The following is a 21064-nucleotide window of genomic DNA, read 5'->3' on the forward strand; positions in this document are numbered from 1 at the left end:
TTGAGCTGCTTTCTTCAAATAGTGCTTTTGAAAAAAGCGCATTTTTCAGCAAAATTAGGAGTGAAACATTCCCATTATTGGGGGCATATAGGGGAACTTTTTATTACTTCTCGCTGCAAGCCTTGTATTTAAAGGAGGATAAGCGAGCGCAATTCCAGTCTAGCATTGAGGCGACAGAGAATCTGCGATTTAATGGGGTGACAGACACTGCGTTAACCTCAACGTTCATAGCATTCACATGATTTCTAATGCACCATGCGTTTTCAGGCGGCGTATAGTACCCATGTTCAATAAAAATATAATAACAAGAATTGATATTTCACTGAGCTCCACAGCGGCCTTGCACCACCTTAAAAGTTTTGTCGCCCGGGGGATAAAAAAAGCCGAAGGTTAATTCACTTAACGCTTCGGCTCCTCTACCATCGTACAAATAATGGAGTGCATTATGTAGTGGAGTGCATTATGCCTCCATATCAATGAGTTAAATTAATCCCATATGGCCTGCGTGGAATTCTAAATGCTCTTCAATAAAGGATGCGATAAAGAAATAGCTATGGTCGTATCCTTCGTGCATGTTTAACGTAAGCTGTGTTTCAGAGCGTTGCGCTGCATGAACAAGTGATTGCGGCTTTAACTGCTCTTGAAGAAACTCGTCTTTTGTTCCTTGCTCAACCAGCATAGGAATATAATGAGTTTGACTCGCCATCAATTCAGAGGCGTCATAATCTTTCCAGCTGGCTTTATCGCTTCCCAAATAATTACCCAGCGCTTTTTCTCCCCAAGGGCAGTCACTGGGGTTGGCAATGGGGCTAAATGCCGATACCGACACATATTTATTAGGATTGCGCATACCAATGATTAAAGCGCCGTGGCCTCCCATTGAGTGCCCACTTATCGCCTTTTCTTTAGTTACTGGAAACTCACCTTCAATCAGCGGTGGCAGTTCTTCAGTAATGTAACTATACATATTGTAGTGCTCGTCCCACGGCGCTTGAATGGCATCCACATAAAAACCAGCTCCTAAACCGAAATCGTAAGCCCCTTCTGCGTCATCTGGAACACCTTCGCCCCGCGGAGATGTATCTGGCGCGACAATTGCCATACCCAGTTCACTGGCTAGCTTCATCGCTCCAGCTTTCTGCATAAAGTTTTGATCGTTGCAGGTTAGTCCCGACAGCCAATACAGCACAGGTACGGGTTTCTCTTTGCTGGCGAAAGGCGGTAAAAATATCGCAAACGTCATTTCACAGTTTGTTGTCGTTGAAGTGTGACTGTAGCGAAGGTGTGTTCCTCCGAACGCTTTGTTCTCGCTTAAAAGCTTCATTACCGCTCCTTTATAAATAGTATTTGTACCTTTATTGAAGATTCAGTAAAGGCTCTATCGGATTTTAGATCAAGTTCGTTTACACTAAGCGCCTAAATTTTGAGGTAAATACAATGGTTAGAGCACTATTGCATCATATTATCGGTACAATTTCCGTCATTTTCTATTTTATAAATACAGTGGTTTGGGCAACACCCATCATTGTGCTTTCTGTGTTTAAGCTTATTCCAGTGCCTCAATGGCGACGTTTCATTTCGTATCTGTTAGATACATGCGCCACTGCATGGATTGGCGTCAATAACTTAAATCAGCGCATTAGCAGTGGTACTACATTCCATGTTACCGGACTCGAGCAGCTTACTCGTGACGATTGGTATCTTGTTACTGCGAACCATCAGTCTTGGGTAGATATTCTGGTTCTCCAACGTGTATTTAACCGCAAAATTCCATTTTTAAAATTTTTTCTCAAAAAAGAGTTAATTTATGTGCCGATACTGGGGTTGGCATGGTGGGCACTGGATTTTCCGTTTATGCGTAGATATTCCAAGTCGTTTTTGGCCAAACATCCTGAGCTAAAAGGCAAAGATATGGAAACTACACGTAAAGCCTGTGAGAAATTTCGCACCAAACCTGTCAGTATCATGAACTTTGTCGAAGGTACGCGTTTCACTCAAAGCAAACACGACAGACAAGGTTCGCCTTTCACCCACCTATTAAAGCCAAAAGCCGGCGGCATCGCTTTTGTACTTTCGGCAATGGGCGAACAACTTCATAAACTTATTGACGTTACTATTGACTATCCAAATGGCGTACCCACTTTTTGGGACTTCGTTAGCGGCCGAGTGCGCGATGTTCGGGTAAATATAAGCGTTATGCCTATTAAAGAGATTATGGATAGCGGTATCTTTCACCCTTCGTATTTTGACGACCCGCAAGTGCGCGCTCGTTTTCAAACATGGCTCAACGAACGTTGGCAAGCAAAAGACAATCTTTTAGAAGAACTAAACGCAACGCAGAAACCTTTATGATCCGTACAATTCTCGCTCCTTTTACTTTCGTTGTTCATATAACGCTACAACTACTAAATCTCGCGTTATGGGGAAGTCTTATTATTGTGCTGGGCTTAGTAAAACTGGTATTGCCCAACGGTAAAATAAGGTCGCTATGGAATAGCGTAATGCACTGGCTAATGTTTAGCTTTGGGCGCATTAGTGTGCTGCTTATTCGTATGTTTAATGCCATTGATATCGAATACGCAATTCATGGCGAACTGGCAAAAGACCGTTGGTACCTAATTATTGCTAACCATCTCAGCTACTTAGATATTATTTTGCTTATCGAGTTTGCTACTCACCGAATTCCTGCGCCAAAATTCTTTTTGAAAAAAGAGCTTATATGGTTGCCGTTCGTTGGCTTGGGCGCGTGGGCCTTAGATATGCCGTTTATGCGCAGATATTCCCGCACCTACATAGAAAAGTATCCAGAGAAAAAAGGTAAGGACCTGGAGACCACTAAAGCGTATTGTGAAAAATTTAGAACGGTGCCAACTACTGTTATCAATTTTGTTGAGGGCACGCGATTCACACCCGAAAAGCATGCGCTAAAGAAAAGCCCCTATACGCATTTGCTGCCAGCAAAAGCTGGTGGAGTGTCTTTTACTCTTGCGGCAATGGGAGAACTATTTACCAACGTGTTGGACATTTCTCTGTTGTACCCCAATAATCAAAAGCATCCAATGATGGCTATGCTTTGTGGCACCATGACTAAAATAATAATAGATGTAAATGTAGAGCCTGTTCCAGAATTGCAACAGAACTCCCAGCGCAATGAATCTGAATTCCGGCTTTATTTCCAAGACTGGTTAAATAACCTTTGGAAAAATAAAGATACGCGAATTAAAAACCTGTTGGAGTCATAAATCATGGAAGTCAGTTCCTCTTTTCGCGAGACTTTTGTTCACTTGGTGAATGATATTTTTCCGGAACTTACAACCGGTGAACCGCTGTTTAACGTCCTTGCCACTAGTGCAATTTTGCTTGTCTCTGTGGTGATTTATGTCATTGCTCGCCTTTTAATTAGGCCTCAAATTGCGCGAATCGTCTATAAGTCGAACAACGTGTGGGACAATGCGCTGCAAGAATACGGCTTTTTTAGACGCTTAATGCACCTGTTTCCAGCGCTATTTATTTATATAACCACGCCTATCCTGATCGATGAAGGTGCCGTACTACGTGGCTTTTTAATCAAAAGTGCACAGCTTTATATGCTTTACAGCGGATTACTTGCACTTTACGCCATGCTCAGCACCGTCGAGTATGTATACAACTCTTCTTCGCTGGCGAAACGAGCCCCGATTACTGGCTTCATTCAAGTCACCAAGCTTGCTTTCGCTATTGTGACTATATTGCTCAGTATTTCTTTAATTGTTGATAGAAGCCCTCTGCTGATTGTGTCGGGTCTTACCGCCATAGCCGCCGTACTACTTCTCATTTTCAGAGATACGATCCTGGGTTTTGTCGCTGGAATTCAAATTGCGGCCAACCGTATGTTCAATACTGGTGATTGGATATCGATGCAAAAATACGAGGTTGATGGCGAAATTAAAGAAATTGGTCTTACAAATGTTAAGGTGCAAAACTGGGATAAAACAATTTCTACCCTCCCTACATACAGCCTTACTACGGAAGCAGTAAAGAACTGGCGCGGAATGCAGGAGTCTGGCGGACGTAGAATAAAACGTGCAATTTATTTAGACATTCACTCTATAAAGCTGTGCGACAACGATATGCTAGAGCGGTTCTCAAAAATTCGATACATCAACGACTATATAGAGAAGAAAAAGAATGAACTGCAGGCCTACCACAGAGACTCTTCTATTGATGAGTCTGACTTGCTGAACAGCAGACGTTTGACGAACGTAGGAACATTTCGCGCGTACTTAGAAGCGTACTTGAGAAAGCACCCTCATATTAATCAAGAGCTTACATTGATGGTAAGACAGCTCCCGCCAAATGAGTTGGGGTTGCCACTTGAAATTTATTGTTTTAGTGCAAGGCAAGACTGGGTGGACTATGAAAAAGTGCAGGCTGACATTTTTGACCACGTAATTGCAATGCTCGACCCTTTTGATTTGCGAGCCTACCAACGTGATAGCCATTTAAGCAGCTTACACTTAGCCAGAGAGGTTGAAAAAACGTCCGGTTAATTCCTTTCATATTGCCATTGGCTACAACAATAGCGCATAAAAAACCGGCTTTGTGAGCCGGTTTTTTATTTTTTTACTATCCACAGTTCTACTAACTTATTGCGTAAGTCATTAGTAGAAAAATAACTAAACCAGTTACGCCGAAAAAGCCATACTCTACTTTTTCCTGCATACCTTCAGCACCAGTTTTTGCTGTAATAAAACCCATAACGATGCTGCTAAGCCCAAGCGTAAAGGCAATTAGCGCAACACCGAACATAATTGCATTAGTCCAATCAGCCATTGTGTTAACCCCTTAATTTAATTGGGCGTATTATGCATCAATTCATCTCTATTGAACATATTTCGGTGGGGTTTAATTTTATGAGAAACAGCAGCAATTGAGTAAAATTTGATCGTAGTCAAAATAACTACTTTATTAGCATTTTTGCCAAAAATTAAACTTGCTGTAATTCGTTAGAAAAAAATAAAAAGTTAAGCCATTGAAAATAAATGATTTTAATATGTGGCATCTGCATTGCTAAAGCTTATGTATCAATGAGCTAAACCGTCTGTGACATCCAGCTCATCAAATGAACAATGTTTTTATCGTTAAGTCACGATTAGGGATTTTATAATGTCGAACAAGCTTTTACTTTCAGTTGCTGTAACTGGCGCATTACTAAGTGGTCAGGTTTTGGCTCATGATAACAGTTGCGATATCGAGTTAGATGGTCAATTGCAATATTACCAAGGTGACCTAACCGTAAATATGGACAATGGGTCGATTCTTAACATTAACTCTAATCGCGACCTCACAGTTAACGGTGAAACAGTCGCGTTAACTAAAGACCAACAAAGCTACGTAAACGATTATTACAATAGCATCGATACAGCAATTCCAATGACCTTAACAATAGCAAGTGAAGGCTTAGAAGTGGCTAGTGTGGCGGTAACCGAAGTTTTTGGAGAATTGCTTGGCAGTGGCAGTGACCTTGATAACGATTTCCAAGCGCTGTTCGACTCTCTCGATCAAAAATTGGCTCGCTCCTTTTACGACGATGCAGGCAACATTCGAGTAGACTCTTCAAAATTTGATGAGCCTGGTTGGTTTGACGAAAGCTGGGAAGCTGAGTTTGAAGAGCAAATTGAATCATTAATTAGTGAGTCTATGGGCCGCATTCTTATCGCTCTTGGTACACAGATGCTGTGGGAAGGAGGCGATATGTCTGAGTTTGAGCAAAAAATGGAACGTTTTGGAGACGACCTAGAGTACCGCTTAGAAGCAAAGGCAGCATCGCTTGAAGAAAAAGGTAACGCATTGTGCGATGTGCTTAAAAAGGCTGATTATGCAGAATCAAAAATGCAAGCTTCTATACCGGGTCTAGATGGCTTGAACCTTATAGAATTAGAAGGTCACAGCGAGTTAAGAATGTAAATAAAATAGCGACAAAACTTAGCAAAAACATAAGAACTTTTCTGTTTTAACGTAAAGAAGCTGAACGCGAAGGTGTTCGGCTTTTTGTTCATTTTCACTACTCCTCAATTTCCCTCTCCACTCACAAATACATATTAGCCTGATATACTGAAAGCTATAAATGAATGCCATACAAATTTTAGTACGGATGTTAGGACACATAGCTTATGCAGAAAAAAGTAGTGATTACGGGTTACGGTTGGATGGCGGGTTATCTAGGAAATGCGTTGTTAAGTAGCGATAGTCCTATCAACGCAACCATAGTGGGCACAACACGAAGTGATGAAAAACGTATATCCCTTGGTGAACAACAGATCACAGCGGTTAAATTTGCCCTTGGCGATGATACCGCAGAGCTATGTAAGCATATGTCTGGCGCTACCTTTATTATCAATATTCCACCAGGTAGAAGAAACACTCAGTTAGATGGCTTTACTCAGCAAGTTATTGCACTGATTGATGATGCAGTGGCAGCGCAGGTGGCCCATATTATTTTTATCAGCACTACATCGGTATACGGTGATAGCACAAACGAAACACTCACTGAGTCAAGCTCTACTGCACCTGAAACAGCATCGGCAAAAGCACATGTCGCGATAGAAAAGCATTTAGCGTCAGTGTCGTCGCAGGTTGATTATACAGTGCTTCGTTTGGCGGGCTTGGTTGGTCCAGACCGTCACCCTGCACGCTCATTAAGCGGACGGGAGTTACCTGCGGGCAACAAGCGTATAAACCTTGTGCATATTAGCGATGTGGTTAACGCTCTGGTGAGTGTTATTTGCACTCCGTTGCAAAACAAAACTCTGCACCTATGCAGTGAACTTCACCCTAAACGCGGCGAATATTATGCTCGCGCAGCATCGGCGCTTAATCTCCCGTTGCCCATCTTCTCTGACACCGAATCTGAGGCCAAGGGCAAAGTAGTTGATGCCACAGCAAGCTGGAAAGCATTGAAGATTACTCCTCGCTTTTCAAACCCAGATGATATGTACTCCGGTAAATAATAAGCCAGATTTACAATAAATAAAAAAGGGATGGCGTTTGCCATCCCTTTTTTGAATGTAATTCTTATTAGATTGTAACTATTAAATTGTAACGAGCACTTTTTGTAAAAACAACAGCGCCCGTATAATGACTAACCGAATAAACTTATGCCGAAGTATTTAACGGCCACTGTGTTGACGAAGATGACCAGTAAAATTAGCGGAATAAACGTTTTAAGCGAAATATCGACGTATTTTTCGAACCAGCTGCCGCGATAATCACTGCTGCCCTCTTCCAGTGACGCATTGAAGTTAGCGGTTTTCCAACGGTAGGTCACAAACAAGCAAATCAATAAGCCATTCAGTGGCAGTATAGTTTCGTAAAAAACATCGATGATCACATCAAAGAACGACTTATCGGCCCCAGCGTAACTTACGAAGGTGGTTAACGCCTCTATCTTACCGAAGGAAAGTGCACTTAAGATAGCTAGTACTATCATAATACTTCCCAATGAGGCCAATGCCCATTTACGGCTTACACCTTTCTCGTCCATTAGCGCTGCTACCGGCACCTCAAATATTGAAACTAGCGAGGTAATAGCAGCAAAAAATACGAGTAAGAAAAACATGCTAGCAACTATTGAAGCGCCTAAATAACCGATAGACTCCTGCAACGCCAAGAAGATACTTGGTAGATAGGTAAATATCATACCTACCGAAGACTCGCTTAAATCATTAGGGTTGATGTCTGGGTTGAAAGAGAAAATGGCGGGTAAAATCATTAAACCAGCAGTAAATGCAACCGCTGTATCAGTAAGTGCCACCAGCTTTGCAGAAGTTGGTACGTCAGCCGATTTATCTATGTAGCTGCCATAGGTAATGAGGATCCCCATTCCTAACGATAACGAGAAGAACGCTTGCGCTAGCGCGCCGTTTATTACCTCTGCATTTAATTTCGAAAAGTCAGGTACAACATAAAACTTGACTCCCGCCATGGCGTTATCTTGCGTCAAAACAAAAATAACCAACCCAATAAGCATCACGAAAAGAGCAGGCATAAGAAGCTTTGCCGCTTTTTCGATCCCCTCTTTAACACCGCCTTGCAAAATCAGATACACCACCCCAACAACGACAGCCATGTAAGCGAAAATCGAAGGAGAATTTATAAAAATACCAAAGGTCTCTGGGTCAGCGAGTTTGTCTAAATTGCCACTGACAGCCTCGTATAAATAACCAAAAATCCACACTGTAATAACCATGTAAAACACGGCTATCATAAATGGAGTCGCTATTGCTAACCACCCTGCAAGTTTCCATTTTGGACTGTTGTTACTGATTGAGTTGTAGGCACCTAAAGGGTCCTTTTTTGCATGACGACCCACTGACATTTCAGCCATCATTACAGGCAAGCAAATCGCGAATACAAATATGGCGTACATTAATAAGAATGCACCGCCGCCGTTTTTTGCTGCTCCTACCGGAAAGCCAACCAAATTACCAATACCAACTGCAGAACCTGCAGCTGCCAAAATAAAACCTATGCGCGATCCGAACTGTTCTCTGGCCCCGCTCATATCCCTTCCTCTTGTTGAGTTATTGTTATGTTTATCAGGATGGTATGTTTTGAAGTGACTCACAACGGCGTCAACGCCTTGTATTCCAGACTCTATAGACCACGTATAGGCTCTACAGGCCAATTAATACGCTGCACCATACCCCAAAAGATATGGTAACAGCAGTGTAATAAAAAGTCTTGAGGTTGAACTAAAGGAATCGTAACAAAGCGTATTACCAAGTTACCACTTCGCCATCCCAGTCGATAAAATGGCAAATTTGGTCTCGATCTAGCTTTGAAACGTGGGTAAAAAGCTGATCTGCGGTAAACTCAGGAGTGAATAGTTTTTTAGCAGCAACATTCTTTTGAAATGGCTTTGAAAGCCCAGTGTCTACCGTTCCAGGGTGATAACACACCAGCATGGCGTTTTTCACTCTGCGTTTATATTCGATTGATGCGGTCTTCACTAGCATGTTCAGAGCTGCCTTCGATGCTCTGTAACCATACCAGCCGCCAAACCCGTTATCGGAAATACTGCCCACACGAGCACTGAGGCACACAACAGTAGAGTGGTTTTTGTCCATTACGTTAACCAAATACTTAAGCCATAAGGCAGGGATGATAGAATTCACCGCAAAGTAAGATGTCAACGCTGATTCGTTCATGTCTTCCAAGCGTTTTTCAGGTTTCACGCCTAGCTCGTCGTTTTGCAACACCCCTGTTGTAATAACCACGTTATTTAAAGTTGTACCTTGACTTTTTAGCTCATCGACGAAGGCCGCAATATTGGTTTCATTATGCTCTGTCATAGCTTTTGCCGTAACGGTATTGGGCCAACTGTCGTCTGTAGCGCCGCTTCGACTCACCGCAATAACTTCATCGCCGTTGTCAGCATAGCGTTTAACAATAGCTCTACCAATGCCGCCTGAGGCCCCAATAATAAGTGTTTTATTTGTCATTGGTCTCTCCTGGTATACAGCGATCGCAACCGCGTTTTTTGCCCGTTAGCAGATAGGAAATAGTATATCTATGCTTGGCAAACACATTATAAAAAGCATCTGCAATTATACGAATTCCGGGCCACCGCAGTGGCGCATACAGCCAGCCCACCCCAACAGCTTTCCATGCTTCGTGAGTAACATCGAGGCCCGTTATTAACGTGCCATCATCTCTGAGTGCGTGTATTCTGGCATTGAGTGCGTGCCAGTCTAATGTGGGATAGCGCTCGTTAAAGCCCGGCTCTTGAATATCAACCAGCGTTAATCGCTTGTGCTTGTCTCGTTTTTTGAGGTGCTTCATTTCTGTCATGCACAACGGACAATAGCCATCATAAAAAATAATCACTACAAAACCTCAAGTTAATTGGAAACGTACTAAAGCGCACGAAAGGTGTTTTTTTATTTATTATGCCTTTATACGCTAAAAAAACATGCTTGGATGACTTGAGTTAGACGTAGGTGAAACCCACACTACTGTCATTGAAATTAAGAGGTTTTATCATGGCAAATTTACAGGTCGCTACGCTAGCTGGCGGATGCTTCTGGTGTATTGAATCGGCATTTAATTCTGTCGATGGAGTTGAAAAGGCATTATCTGGCTATGCCGGTGGCGAAGACCCAGCGCCTACATATGAAAAAGTATGTGGTGGCAATACCGGTCATGCTGAAGTGGTACGGGTAACGTTTGATGCAGACAAACTTACCTATCGCGAGGTTCTGGAAATTTTCTTCGCACTGCACAACCCAACACAGCTTAATCGCCAGGGAAATGATGTTGGCACTCAATATCGAAGTGCAATTTTCTACCATGACTTAGGTCAAAAAGCCGAAGCTGAAAAGATTATTGCCGAGATAAGCAACGATGAAATCTGGCCAGACCCAGTCGTTACAGAGGTTGTTGAGATTAATAACTATCACGAAGCCGAGAGCTATCACCAAGATTATTTTAAAAATAATCCACAAAACCAGTATTGCTCAATGGTGGTGGCTCCAAAACTGGCAAAATTTAAGAAGACGTTTGCTTCTAAGCTTCGAAGCTAAGCCTAGATAGCGCTGGTCTCTCATAGACAATTTATATCCAATTGAGAGGCAATAAAAAGACGGCAGCCAAGTGTACCTTATCACAAGGGCACTTGGCTGTTTACACCCGCGCTGTTTTACGATTTACCGCTCAAAAACTACTGAAACCAACTTGGATTTAGGGGAAGGGAGAATAGTAACGGAGCTAAGTCTTTATATTTTTTCTCATCTACCTGACAAGAGGCATTTTTAAGATAATTTTTTTCCCAAGGATCGTTAATTATCCATAGGGTATTTTGCATCACCACCAGTCCCTCCATTGAAGCATTATCCATTACATAATCGCTGCAAGTTTCATTACCCTTCACTTTAAAAGTGATAGGGACTCTTAGCGTTGGCTGCTTGGCTGCAGTATCAATAACCCAAAGTTCATTGTCGTTTCTAGCCGCAGCTAAAAGGTACGTTTTCGCATTCTCTGTATGCAAGGTCAGCCCGTTTATGGGGTGATTGCCCGCAGCAAAAGTAGGCAGCAAAAGCTTAGGCTCTTGCACAACGGCAAATTCTGTTGATGAGAAAAAGTCGTTATTTACATCAACTGTAAAAATGCGCGGCTGCCCTGCAATATCCTTTTCTAATCCCAGATACAGAGTTCCATTATCATCCATGGTTAGCCCTTCAATACCATCGTTAGGAAAATTCCCTACATTGAATTTGGCGGGAAATTGAAGTGGACGCACATGGGTCATCGTGAAATTTCCGTCTTGCTTTCGAGCTAACCGCACCAGTAGTGTGGGGTAATCTGTAGACCCCGTGTTGCTGTATTTCGACTCACAACGAGGGCTTAATGCCCCAGTTCGAGTGGCATCTTCGGTTACGGTGTAAATAACATCATTGTCTCGAGGGTCTACAGCTAGCGCTTCTAAATCAGGCTCTGTGCTTAAATAATTATAAAAACAACTTCGCGTTACCCGAGATGAAAAAGTAAATTTGTCGGTGGATGAGAGCAGTGTTGATGATGCTGGGTCAATTCGATGTAACTTTAACTGCTGACTTTTCTCTGCACTGGCGTCTGCAATTGTTAACAGCTCTCCATTTAAGGCAACCAATCCAGATGTTTGCGGGTCGTACATAACATCGCCATTGGGCTTGGTTATCCATTGTCCTGTTGTGACAGCAGTCATATCAGGCTTTTCAGGAGTAATGACAACCTCTTGTGGTTCGCTACATGCGGCAGCAAGAAAAAGAAAAACGCTACCAAGTAAAGCGTATTTTTGCATATCGATAGTTCTCTTATATTCAGTTATTTGTTGTGTCAGTTATTAGGGCATGTTGGTCTTTGCTGAACACAGAGCGCGGTAAAAACACACAGCAAAGACCGATATCCCCAATAAGCTTAATGCCCTAATCAAGCTGCGGATATTACTTATTTCACCCTTTATTCGTGCACTCAAATTCATTACTTCAAGTTTATACCTTCAAAAAAGCCAATAAATCGTGAGGCAAAATATTATTACTCAAACGCAAGATCCTAGGTTGAGTGATTTTCATATTTAATAGTCAATATGAATAAATTGTAAGCGAGTATACAGAGCATACCGTTTAGGAACAAAAAAGAGTAAAGTGCTCACAAGGAAGCTGAAAAAGTAGAAAACGAGGCATAAACTATCTCAAACCATCAACTCCCAGTGGTCATTGCCGGCCCTATTGTTCGCAAAGTAAGTAAAGATACTTGTCATATATGGTTAGTAACCTCTACGCCAAACGCGCCAACAATATCGCTAACGCAAAATGATGAGGCTATCGACCATCAGCCGCACACAGAAACTGTTCAAGTGGGAAAGTTAGCCTTTATTCACCTTTTATCAGCAAGCACACCCACTGCCTTTTCCAACAATATACGGATTAATTACAACCTCTCGTTTGAGAGTTCCGAGTTTAATAATAGATGGCAAACAGAACAGCAGAAATTGCTATATTCAACGCAAGAAAGTTTGAGCTTTCATTACACTGATGCCCCCGAAACGATATTGCATGGTTCCTGCCGCAAACCTCATTTTGATGGCGAAGACGCGCTAGCGCAGGTCGATAGACTTATAGAGAAAGGGCTAACATCCGGAGTCTCTCTGCCGGACGTACTGCTAATGACGGGAGATCAAATTTACGCCGATGATGTTGCTGGCCCCATGCTAAAAGCGATACATCAGTGTTGCGACTTACTTGGGTTGTATCATGAATCGCTTGAAGGGGCTACGATTACAAACACTCAAGACTTAGCCGCTCATCCTCACGGATTTTATGAGCGACAGCAATTGCTGCCGCAAATTTCAACCAACACGGTGCTGTCATCTCTGTTTTTTGGCGCTAAGAAGAAACCTGTATTTACGTCGGTGAATGCGCAGAACCATCTCATTGGTAGCGCCGAAATTCTCGCCATGTATTTTTTGGTATGGTCAGATAGCCTTTGGCCGCTTATCAATATTGAAAACACCCATATCCCGGCAAAATATATCGACAACTTTCAACACGAACAAAAAATTATAGCGAGTTTCGTTGAACAACTACCCGCTGTTAGGCGTGCTCTAGCGCATGTTCCTACCTACATGATTTTTGATGATCACGACGTAACCGATGATTGGAATTTAACTCGAGGTTGGGAACAAGAAGTTTATGCCAATCCCTTGTCAAAGCGCATGATTGGTAATGCGTTAATCGGTTATTTACTTTGCCAAGGATGGGGCAATGCTCCTAAAAAGATCGAACCCCTTATACGACAAGCTCAGCAAGTATTCAGTACTAGAGAACTAAACGAGCAAGATAGCTTTATCAATAAATTACTCGACTTTAATAACTGGCATTATCGGCTTGATACCACCCCGCCTATCGAGGTTCTCGACACTCGCACGCAGCGATGGCGCTCTGAATCTAGTTTAAATAAACCTTCTGGTTTAATGGATTGGGAGGCACTATGCGACTTTCAGCACGCCATCATAGGCAAAGACGCTGTTATTGTTGTTTCTGCAGCACCTATTTATGGGGTAAAAGTGATAGAGGCCATTCAAAAGGTGTTTACATTTTTTGGTAAAGCCCTCACCGTTGACGCGGAAAACTGGATGGCTCATAAAGGTACGGCAAACGTTATTCTCAACATATTTAGACACTATAAAACGCCGCCTGAGTTCATTATTTTATCTGGCGACGTTCACTACTCCTTTGTTTACGATGTTCGCCTTCGTTTCAGACGCAACAGTCCTCATATCACCCAGTTTACTTGCAGCGGCATGAAAAATGCGTTTCCCGACAGGCTTATCACCTGGTTCGATCGGCTAAATAGGCTACTTTACAGTTCAAAATCGCCATTGAACATTTTTACACGGAGAAGAAATATGTCGGTAAAAGCCAGGCATCCCAACAACGGCTCTGCAGAACTGCACAATGGCTGTGCTATTGGTGTATTAAATATTTCACACAAAGGCAAGGATGTTCGTTGCAAAGCTTTGTTGAGTAACGGTAAAGAGGTAGAATTCCCGCCAGTTAATAACGACTAACGAAAGAAAGAGGTATCGAATGAGTGATGGCGCCCTGTCTATAGGTTTATTTTTTGGCTCAACAACCTGTTATACCGAAATGGCAGCGGAAAAAATTCAAGCTCAGCTTAATAGCCTTTTCGATGACAACGTAGTCGAACTTCATAATATTAAAGACGTAAATTTATCTCGTACTGCCGACTATGACATTATTATTTTTGGTATTTCAACGTGGGATTTCGGTGAGTTGCAAGAAGACTGGGAGTCTCATTGGGAAGATGTTCATCGTTTAGACCTGTCGGGTAAAACTATCGCTCTTTTTGGTTTAGGTGACCAATTAGGGTATGGCGAGTGGTTCCAAGACGCCTTGGGCATGCTTCACGACGCCATTCTCCCCTCTAACTGCAATATAATCGGTTATTGGCCCAATAAGGGTTATGAATTTACCGCTTCAAAGGCACTTACCGAAGATAAAAGCCACTTTGTGGGCTTGTCGCTTGATGATGAAAATCAATATGATCAAACAGATGAGCGCGTGGAAGCATGGTGCGAGCAACTTCTTATTTCTCTTGTTTAATTAAGATTTAGCCTTAATGAAAAACAAAAAAACCTAAGCACCACAAATTTGAGAGCGAAAGACGTGGAAACGAAAGGCCGCATCCACCAGCCATTTTACCGCAACGGGCCTAGCCACCGAGACGGTGCTGATGTGTCGTTTCAAGATATAAGAAAGCTATTCAACTTTGCCACTATTACTGTAGGTCGTTGGGTAACTCCCGAAGAGCAACAAATAGCGGCAAACTTATTTTTTGATGCGCTTTACGACCTCACTACCATTCTCAATATTAATGAGCAGGTTTTATCCCTCAACGGCTCGCTTTCACTTGCTTTTGGAAGTGGCGGACAAAAAAATGCGAGCGCTCATTATAACAGTGCGAAGAGACAACTAGCGTTGGCAAAAAATGCTGGGGCAGGCGCATTGGCGCATGAGTGGTTTCATGCCTTTGACCATTATATAGCACCACGTATGTTTGAGGCATTGTCACCAGGCACCTTTGCTACACAAGCCTGGCTCGACAATGCGGTTATGAACCCTCATCCACTTAACCAAAAGCTAAGCGACTGCTTTTCCATAATGTTTTTAGATCACAATAAACGACCTAACGAGTATTTTGTAAAATCCGTAGAGGCTGATCGAGCGCTGAAGACATTTTACTACGCTATGCCACAGGAAATGGCCGCCAGGGCCTTCGAATCGTGTATACAGGACCATCACATTAAAAATGCATTCTTGGTGCAAGGTACAAAAAAGTCTACAGAAGCTAGACTTGGCATTTATCCTCATGGTAATTTGCGTATAACACTCAATAAAGCATTGATGTTGTATTTTTACCAATTAGGCGTCGCCATTTCACACAAACGCTAACAACTCTGCGTGCAATTACCGTGAAATTGAGCATTTTTCCAGCAACAAGTGATTACGAGCGCACAGTTTTGTACAAAAGCCTGTATATTTTTGTTACAAACAGTATACTAATGGGCTCGAACGTAACAGAAGAAAGAAGACGAGATGAAAAGAAAAAAGCATACCTCGGCCGAAGACGAGGCTCAGATTGATATGACCCCCATGTTGGACATCGTGTTCATCATGTTGATTTTCTTCATCGTAACGACCTCGTTCGTAAAAGAAAAAGGGTTAGACGTAAATCGTCCAGAAGATAATCAAGCGAAAAACGATAAGCCTTCTAAAGCGCTTTCAATTCGTATTGAGGAAGACGGTACAATAATGATGGGTGGACGTGAAGTTGATGTTCGTCGTGTTGTAGCCAACACTCAAACTTATCTTGCCGAAAACAATACTGACACTGCTGCTATCCAAGCCGATGAAGAAGCTGAACACGGCGTTGTGGTAGAAGTAATGAACCAAGTAAAAGTTGCTGGTATATCAAAAGTATCGGTACTGGTTAAGAAGGGATAATTTCTCTGCTTAATCATCAAAAAGCCGCCGTAGGGCGGCTTTTTTCGTATGGTTTTCTATACTAATGTATAGCCTGATCAAGCGTATAAAATATAAACAGGTGATATCTTTTTAGTAGATTTGAATGTTATAATGACTAGGACGTCAATGGAGTATCTAATGAAGAAGACATCTGTCCACGCAACAGCAATTGTAGTTGGAGTATTATCTTTCGCGCCCTTTGCGCAAGCAGGAAAAATCGAGCTAAGTCGGGCATTCGATTACAACGCGTTTATTTTTGAGGACTTCGAGGGAAGATACTCAGACGTTGAAGGCCGTCTTGCTGTTGGCGGAAATATGACAGTTAATGATTTTAATGTTGGCCTTCTTCTGCCTCCTGACCTTTCCACCTCCTCTTTAGCCGTAGGCGGAGACCTTAATTTTACCCGCGGGAACGTTCACGGTGGGGATACTACTGTCAGCGGCTCAGTAACCGCTAGCAATGTCACTTTTGATAATGCTGTTAATAGTGAATCAAACGTCGATATAAAAAACACAACAATTCAAAATGGCGGTATCCTCTCTGAAGGCGACGTTTATCTCGATAACTCCAACATATCAAATGGTAGTATTAGGGCTAAAAATATTTCATTATCAGGAACACCTGACGACGAAGGTAAGTTTGGTTCTTCGGTAGATTCCGGCAGTTTACTTGCCGAATCCGACGTAAACCTAGATCACAGCAATGTAGGAGATTCCATTACTTACGGTGGAAACCTGACGGCAGTTAATTCGGATATTGGCGGGCAAACATTGAATGAAAAACCCTTGTTTCCCGAAGTAGAAAACATTGATTTTCAAGAGCTAATAGACGAAGTTACTTTACAATCGAAATCGTTTAAAGAAGAGTTCGAGAACGCAGAATCAATAGGCACTACATTGTGTAACGGCGGAGATTGTGAAACAGCTGGTACAATTCACGAGATCAAATTCTCCGGTAGAAACTCAGTAAACTATTATTCAGTGCAAGCTGAATGGTTGAGTGCAAAGGACAAAAAAATAACGTACGACTTTTCTACCACAAGTTACAATATCATTAACGTATTTGGCGATAACGTAGAGTTATTTAATACCGGTTTCTATAACACGGCTTTTGTTGAGGAGAATGAATATTTTAGAGAACAGGGCCAGTATCGAGACAATAACGAAAACTGGCGCCACGACGGTCTATACACAAATAATATTTTGTTTAATTTTGTAGATGCAACAAATATAAAATTTCATTCGGTTGGTATAAAAGGGAGTGTGTTAGCGCCTTATGCAGAAATAGGTTTTTACAATGGCCACATAGACGGAAATCTTATCGCCAGTAGTTTGGTAACGCCTGAGGTTGAATTAGAAAACGAAAAAGGTGAGACTTATTTAGCACCAACGGGCCAAGTGAACGACTACAGATTTGGTGCCATAAATGTCAGCGAGCCAGCATCAGTTGCACTTTTATTTGGTGCCGGATGTTTGCTTATAAACCGCAGACGAAAACGTCTAATCTAGTTGGTATTTAGCCAAATACTAGAGTGCAAATCCACGCAATCTGGGTGACGACAACATAAGCTCGTCACTCGTTACGCCATTACCTTTCCCGCCTCGCCATCTCACTTGAATTCCTGCTTCAAAAGCCTGATATTCAACGGCAAAGGCTTTGCCTAGATAGGCTGCAATGATCCACTCTGGGCTAATACGATATTGTGCTTCTGCTAGGAAGTTTCCACTTAAACCCGTGTCTTTCGAATAAGGCAAGGTAAATTCAGGAGATGCGTCACTCCCCTCATCTGGGAAATTCAGTAGGGGAAAACGAGAGTCTGCTGCTTGCTCAAGTCGAGATATTGCTAAGGCGTTACTAAGCTTAAATTGCCACTCAAGAGCTTCCAGTGTCAGAAGCTCTGAATATAATCCTATAGAAACAAAATAATTGGGGCTGAAATATCCCCCATTGCCATAGGTAAATCCACTGCTGTTATTGTCATACCCTGAGTAACTTGCAAAAGGACCTATGCGCCAGTAATCAATAACATCAGCCACTGAAGATCCTATCTTAGCACCAATATCGTAACTAAGATCGCCGCGAAGCATCAGTGCCTTGTTATCTTCCACAAGATCTCCGTGAAGTGCACTGATTTGTATTGTGCCCGCAGCAGACCAATTTGGGGCTATTTGATAGGCCGCTAACCCTCTTACACCATCTTCGAGAACATAACCCCAAGCGTTTTCATTACGCGCGTTAAAAGATCCAGTCTGACTCAACATACTGTCTCCTTTAGGGTAGCGAAAAACGGTGGCAGCAAGCGTAACATCAGGCAAAAACCAAGTAGCCGAAACTTGCCCTGTTAGCGCTGCATTTACAGGTTGATCAAACATGCCGTATTCTGCGTTTGCATAAACATTAAATCCTACACCTTGATAAGAGACCTCTGCTCTTATTCCCTTGTCTTCAAAACCGGTGATATTATTTGATACGGGAGCAAAGGAGCTACCCACTAAATTATCTCCGAGCCACACGTTTGGCGGGGCCTGGCCGGTGTAAAATTGTTTATAATCTAAGGTAACTTGCCATTGCCATTCTTTGTAGATATCCCCGACGCCAACATAGCTAGTCAAAACATCGAAATTCCCAAGCCCTGCTTGGCCAGAGCGTGAACGGGTGGTCATTCCTGATACTACACTGAAGGCATCCTTGGTTTGAGCGTTGATAGCACGCTTATCAGCATTGTTATAAGACAACAAAAACTGCTTTCTGGGCCAAGCGTTGTTGTTTATCTGAGCTTGACGAATTGTATTCACTATCGAAAATTTTGCCGACAACTGCCTTAATTTAAGTGTATTTTGACTATTCAAACGTACTAACTCATCGGCAACTGCCTTGTCATTCGGGTTCAAGGCCAATACTTTTTCAAAAGCTTCTGTAGCAATGGCTGCGCTGCCGTTTTTTGCCGCCGCCCAGCCTAATAATGAAAGCTCGCCTTCGGTTAAGCGTCTAATGTTGCTAAGCCGCTGTGCTGCAAGAATACTCTCTTTATACTTTTTATCTTCGTAGAGTAAAAGTTGCTGCTGCGCTAAACCGTCTGCGCATCTGCGCAAAAAGCTCTCGGTGCTTATAGCGCAGGCCAACGCATTTGCTTGTACTAATTTATTTTGTGCGTTTAATGATAGATATTGCCCGTCTAAATTTTTCGCTAAAGCAAAGAATTCATAGGCTCTTTGGTAGCCCTTATCATTAAAGCTATTCCATGCTTCTGTCTCGATTAAAGATAAAACGACACCGTTCTCTTTATGTTCTGCAAGCAAGTTGACCAACTTTTCCATGTTACCTTGCGATATAGCCTGCTCAGTTTCCAAAGTAAGAATAGTTTCAATACCTTGGCGTGCCGAGCGTTTGGCTATCTCACTTTTTGCTAATGTTTGCACTCTGTTAAACTGGCTTTGGGCGACTATTAGCTGGCCTCGCTCTATAGCTGTCCATCCCATTAACAAGAGAGAATTTACATCATCGGTACGTTCAGCAATTGTTAGAAGTGCATCAAACTCTTGGTTTGTTATTTTTTTGCGCTCTCGAAGACTTTTAGAGGCAAATACCTCAAGAGGAGTGGCTAAAGATTCCGTGGCCTGTTTACTAAGTGTGTTTAACTTGCCACTTGAGGTTTCAGTCTGTTTGTTTCGAGGCTGGTTAAGTTGCGCCAATGCCGCCTGTAAATCGGCAGAGGGTTTCCAAGACGGAAAGACATTACGAAGACGCCCAAATTCAGCATTAGCGAGTGCTGTTTGTCCCTGCTCTATATGAAACCATAAACCAGTAACATCCGGTTGCCCCTCTTCTATTGGTGCAAACTCAATATCATTGTTCTCATAGATGGTTTTAGTTTGCGCATTTGCATGATAAACCGGTGTCAACGCAAGAGTGATTGCACAGAGAATTGGCAAAAGGGTCGATAAAAGAAGCGATACACTTCGTAGCATTTTTAACATATTACTCACGAGGACATGTCCGATACCGCTAGCATCGATAGCAGCACCAAACTAGCAGAATAATAATCCGTATTGCGATTAAGTATTGGCCACCTCGGCTGTTTTCCGTTATCAATTTTGTTTACCGCCTGAACTACAGCTTTCATTCCGGGAGTCATTGTATAATCAGAAGGCGCCTCATTTTCTAGCTCTAGGGTAGCTGGCTTATCGGGCGAGCTCCACCATGTCGTAAATGGCGCCAATAGAGTATCTCGCTTTGCGTTCTCGTGAAAGGCTGGCGACCAAACTAAATGCAGTGGGATCCTGACTGCGTTAAATCCAAACTCACCAGCAATAACATTGTCTAGCGAAACTTTACCGTTTTTAATTCGTGTCCAGTCTGAGGGCAGCTTATACGAAGAAAAACTCGCTTCCTGAATTAAGAAAATACCGCTTTCGAATAATGCCTTCCAAACGTCGGGGTTGTCACTGTTTTGCGAAAATGCAGTTAGAGCTGGAAACACCCAATAAGAAAGATTAAATTGCACACCGCTATCGTCCTTAAACCCCGCTACCCCAGGTAATAAAAGCGTGTAAGGCTCTTGGGCGACAATGAGCTTCTTCTCGATAGTATTAATAATCTTAATGGCTTCGCTTCTATAACCATCACCCCCCCATTTCTCAGCGGCTCGCAATAACGCCCAGGCAATTAAAATATCACCGTCCGATGCATTATTAGGGTCGTCCACACAGGTTCTATTTTTAGCCTCACAAGGCGTATATCGCCAGCTAAATAAACCATCGGGACGCCGCAGTATGTCGGCTGTCCACGTCCATATATTTTCAAAGGTGTGCCTATCATTTGCCGCTAAGGAAAATAGCAAACCATAGCCTTGTCCCTCTGAGTGAGAGATATTGTTATTGCCAGTATCTATCACCCTACCATCAATAACAAACAGTGCCTTGTAAGCCGAAAAAGCGTTTTCAAACTCACGGTTGTCAGATTTTGCGCAGGAGGTCAGCATAATGACTATCCCCAATAC

19 protein-coding genes are annotated in these 21064 nt (G+C 42.5%); 11 read left to right on the forward strand and 8 right to left on the reverse strand.

All coding sequences use genetic code 11. The annotated features are described in order from the left end of the window. Positions 1 to 481 precede the first annotated feature (481 nt). Positions 482 to 1324, reverse strand: coding sequence for an S-formylglutathione hydrolase (gene fghA / locus GTW09_RS14375; protein WP_163112456.1), 843 nt, complete (start codon positions 1322 to 1324; stop codon positions 482 to 484). A gap of 113 nt (positions 1325 to 1437) precedes the next feature. On the opposite strand from fghA, the gene GTW09_RS14380 reads away from it, so the two are divergent. The 3 genes from GTW09_RS14380 to GTW09_RS14390 are packed head-to-tail and all read left to right on the forward strand — an operon-like array spanning position 1438 to position 4529. Continuing rightward, positions 1438 to 2352 carry an acyltransferase gene (locus tag GTW09_RS14380; RefSeq protein WP_163112457.1) on the forward strand — a complete coding sequence of 305 codons (915 nt, stop codon included), beginning with the start codon at positions 1438 to 1440 and terminating at the stop codon, positions 2350 to 2352. Beyond that, complete coding sequence (locus GTW09_RS14385) at positions 2349 to 3242, forward strand: acyltransferase (protein WP_163112458.1); 894 nt, start codon at positions 2349 to 2351, stop codon at positions 3240 to 3242. Before GTW09_RS14380 ends, GTW09_RS14385 begins: the two co-directional genes overlap by 4 nt. A 3-nt stretch (positions 3243 to 3245) precedes the next feature. Further along, positions 3246 to 4529, forward strand: a complete 1284-nt coding sequence (locus tag GTW09_RS14390) for a mechanosensitive ion channel family protein (RefSeq protein ID WP_163112459.1) — start codon at positions 3246 to 3248, stop codon at positions 4527 to 4529. Positions 4530 to 4620: 91 nt separating this feature from the next. Here the strand turns inward: GTW09_RS14390 and GTW09_RS14395 are convergent, their stop codons facing one another. After that, positions 4621 to 4812: a hypothetical protein gene (locus GTW09_RS14395; RefSeq protein WP_071980606.1), complete on the reverse strand. Its 192-nt coding sequence runs from the start codon at positions 4810 to 4812 to the stop codon at positions 4621 to 4623. A gap of 333 nt (positions 4813 to 5145) precedes the next feature. Between GTW09_RS14395 and GTW09_RS14400 the strand changes: the two genes are divergently transcribed. Beyond that, a complete protein-coding gene (locus tag GTW09_RS14400; protein ID WP_071980607.1) occupies positions 5146 to 5946 on the forward strand; it encodes a DUF2884 family protein in 801 nt (266 codons plus the stop codon). Positions 5947 to 6152: 206 nt separating this feature from the next. After that, positions 6153 to 6989: an NAD(P)H-binding protein gene (locus tag GTW09_RS14405; RefSeq protein ID WP_163112460.1), complete on the forward strand. Its 837-nt coding sequence runs from the start codon at positions 6153 to 6155 to the stop codon at positions 6987 to 6989. A 131-nt stretch (positions 6990 to 7120) separates the two neighbouring features. Here the strand turns inward: GTW09_RS14405 and GTW09_RS14410 are convergent, their stop codons facing one another. From GTW09_RS14410 to GTW09_RS14420, 3 genes are all read right to left on the reverse strand, one after another. Next, positions 7121 to 8542 (reverse strand): sodium-dependent transporter, encoded by a 1422-nt coding sequence (locus tag GTW09_RS14410; RefSeq protein WP_163112461.1) that lies wholly within the window; start codon positions 8540 to 8542, stop codon positions 7121 to 7123. A gap of 214 nt (positions 8543 to 8756) precedes the next feature. Beyond that, a complete protein-coding gene (locus tag GTW09_RS14415; protein ID WP_163112462.1) occupies positions 8757 to 9482 on the reverse strand; it encodes an SDR family NAD(P)-dependent oxidoreductase in 726 nt (241 codons plus the stop codon). Continuing rightward, positions 9472 to 9867, reverse strand: coding sequence for a DCC1-like thiol-disulfide oxidoreductase family protein (locus GTW09_RS14420; RefSeq protein ID WP_163112463.1), 396 nt, complete (start codon positions 9865 to 9867; stop codon positions 9472 to 9474). Before GTW09_RS14420 ends, GTW09_RS14415 begins: the two co-directional genes overlap by 11 nt. A gap of 155 nt (positions 9868 to 10022) precedes the next feature. Between GTW09_RS14420 and msrA the strand changes: the two genes are divergently transcribed. Beyond that, positions 10023 to 10562, forward strand: a complete 540-nt coding sequence (gene msrA, locus GTW09_RS14425) for a peptide-methionine (S)-S-oxide reductase MsrA (protein WP_163112464.1) — start codon at positions 10023 to 10025, stop codon at positions 10560 to 10562. Positions 10563 to 10699: 137 nt separating this feature from the next. Here the strand turns inward: msrA and GTW09_RS14430 are convergent, their stop codons facing one another. Continuing rightward, on the reverse strand, positions 10700 to 11818 hold the full coding sequence (locus GTW09_RS14430) for an esterase-like activity of phytase family protein (RefSeq protein WP_163112465.1): 1119 nt from the start codon (positions 11816 to 11818) through the stop codon (positions 10700 to 10702). Between the two features lie 408 nt (positions 11819 to 12226). On the opposite strand from GTW09_RS14430, the gene GTW09_RS14435 reads away from it, so the two are divergent. The 5 genes from GTW09_RS14435 to GTW09_RS14455 all read left to right on the forward strand — a co-directional run bounded on the left by GTW09_RS14435 (position 12227) and on the right by GTW09_RS14455 (position 17573). Continuing rightward, positions 12227 to 14086, forward strand: coding sequence for a metallophosphoesterase family protein (locus tag GTW09_RS14435; RefSeq protein WP_239059410.1), 1860 nt, complete (start codon positions 12227 to 12229; stop codon positions 14084 to 14086). A 19-nt stretch (positions 14087 to 14105) separates the two neighbouring features. Continuing rightward, entirely contained in the window at positions 14106 to 14642 is a 537-nt protein-coding gene (fldB, locus tag GTW09_RS14440) for a flavodoxin FldB (RefSeq protein ID WP_100972946.1), read from the forward strand. 63 nt (positions 14643 to 14705) lie between these two features. Next, positions 14706 to 15491, forward strand: coding sequence for a CLCA_X family protein (locus tag GTW09_RS14445; protein WP_071980616.1), 786 nt, complete (start codon positions 14706 to 14708; stop codon positions 15489 to 15491). Positions 15492 to 15635: 144 nt separating this feature from the next. After that, positions 15636 to 16043, forward strand: a complete 408-nt coding sequence (locus GTW09_RS14450) for an ExbD/TolR family protein (protein ID WP_071980617.1) — start codon at positions 15636 to 15638, stop codon at positions 16041 to 16043. Between the two features lie 159 nt (positions 16044 to 16202). Continuing rightward, complete coding sequence (locus tag GTW09_RS14455) at positions 16203 to 17573, forward strand: collagen-binding domain-containing protein (RefSeq protein ID WP_163112466.1); 1371 nt, start codon at positions 16203 to 16205, stop codon at positions 17571 to 17573. 18 nt (positions 17574 to 17591) lie between these two features. Here the strand turns inward: GTW09_RS14455 and GTW09_RS14460 are convergent, their stop codons facing one another. Continuing rightward, the gene (locus tag GTW09_RS14460) at positions 17592 to 20042 is read right to left on the reverse strand and encodes a cellulose synthase subunit BcsC-related outer membrane protein (RefSeq protein WP_239059418.1); all 2451 of its coding nucleotides are present in this window, start codon (positions 20040 to 20042) and stop codon (positions 17592 to 17594) included. Positions 20043 to 20047: 5 nt separating this feature from the next. Then, positions 20048 to 21046, reverse strand: a complete 999-nt coding sequence (locus tag GTW09_RS14465) for a family 8 glycosyl hydrolase (RefSeq protein WP_239059411.1) — start codon at positions 21044 to 21046, stop codon at positions 20048 to 20050. Between the last annotated feature and the right edge of the window lie 18 nt (positions 21047 to 21064).

This window comes from Alteromonas hispanica (assembly GCF_010500915.1).
Classification (GTDB): Bacteria; Pseudomonadota; Gammaproteobacteria; order Enterobacterales; family Alteromonadaceae; genus Alteromonas; species Alteromonas hispanica.

Coding starts and splice junctions, on each gene's coding strand:
- GTW09_RS14385 (WP_163112458.1), top strand. CDS start 2,349: ATGATCCGTACAATTCTCGCTCCTTTTACTTTCGTTGTTCATATAACG.
- GTW09_RS14395 (WP_071980606.1), bottom strand. CDS start 4,812: ATGGCTGATTGGACTAATGCAATTATGTTCGGTGTTGCGCTAATTGCC.
- GTW09_RS14430 (WP_163112465.1), bottom strand. CDS start 11,818: ATGCAAAAATACGCTTTACTTGGTAGCGTTTTTCTTTTTCTTGCTGCC.
- GTW09_RS14400 (WP_071980607.1), top strand. CDS start 5,146: ATGTCGAACAAGCTTTTACTTTCAGTTGCTGTAACTGGCGCATTACTA.
- fldB (WP_100972946.1), top strand. CDS start 14,106: ATGAGTGATGGCGCCCTGTCTATAGGTTTATTTTTTGGCTCAACAACC.
- GTW09_RS14465 (WP_239059411.1), bottom strand. CDS start 21,046: ATGCTGACCTCCTGCGCAAAATCTGACAACCGTGAGTTTGAAAACGCT.
- GTW09_RS14380 (WP_163112457.1), top strand. CDS start 1,438: ATGGTTAGAGCACTATTGCATCATATTATCGGTACAATTTCCGTCATT.
- fghA (WP_163112456.1), bottom strand. CDS start 1,324: ATGAAGCTTTTAAGCGAGAACAAAGCGTTCGGAGGAACACACCTTCGC.
- msrA (WP_163112464.1), top strand. CDS start 10,023: ATGGCAAATTTACAGGTCGCTACGCTAGCTGGCGGATGCTTCTGGTGT.
- GTW09_RS14390 (WP_163112459.1), top strand. CDS start 3,246: ATGGAAGTCAGTTCCTCTTTTCGCGAGACTTTTGTTCACTTGGTGAAT.
- GTW09_RS14410 (WP_163112461.1), bottom strand. CDS start 8,542: ATGAGCGGGGCCAGAGAACAGTTCGGATCGCGCATAGGTTTTATTTTG.
- GTW09_RS14415 (WP_163112462.1), bottom strand. CDS start 9,482: ATGACAAATAAAACACTTATTATTGGGGCCTCAGGCGGCATTGGTAGA.
- GTW09_RS14405 (WP_163112460.1), top strand. CDS start 6,153: ATGCAGAAAAAAGTAGTGATTACGGGTTACGGTTGGATGGCGGGTTAT.
- GTW09_RS14455 (WP_163112466.1), top strand. CDS start 16,203: ATGAAGAAGACATCTGTCCACGCAACAGCAATTGTAGTTGGAGTATTA.
- GTW09_RS14450 (WP_071980617.1), top strand. CDS start 15,636: ATGAAAAGAAAAAAGCATACCTCGGCCGAAGACGAGGCTCAGATTGAT.
- GTW09_RS14460 (WP_239059418.1), bottom strand. CDS start 20,042: ATGTTAAAAATGCTACGAAGTGTATCGCTTCTTTTATCGACCCTTTTG.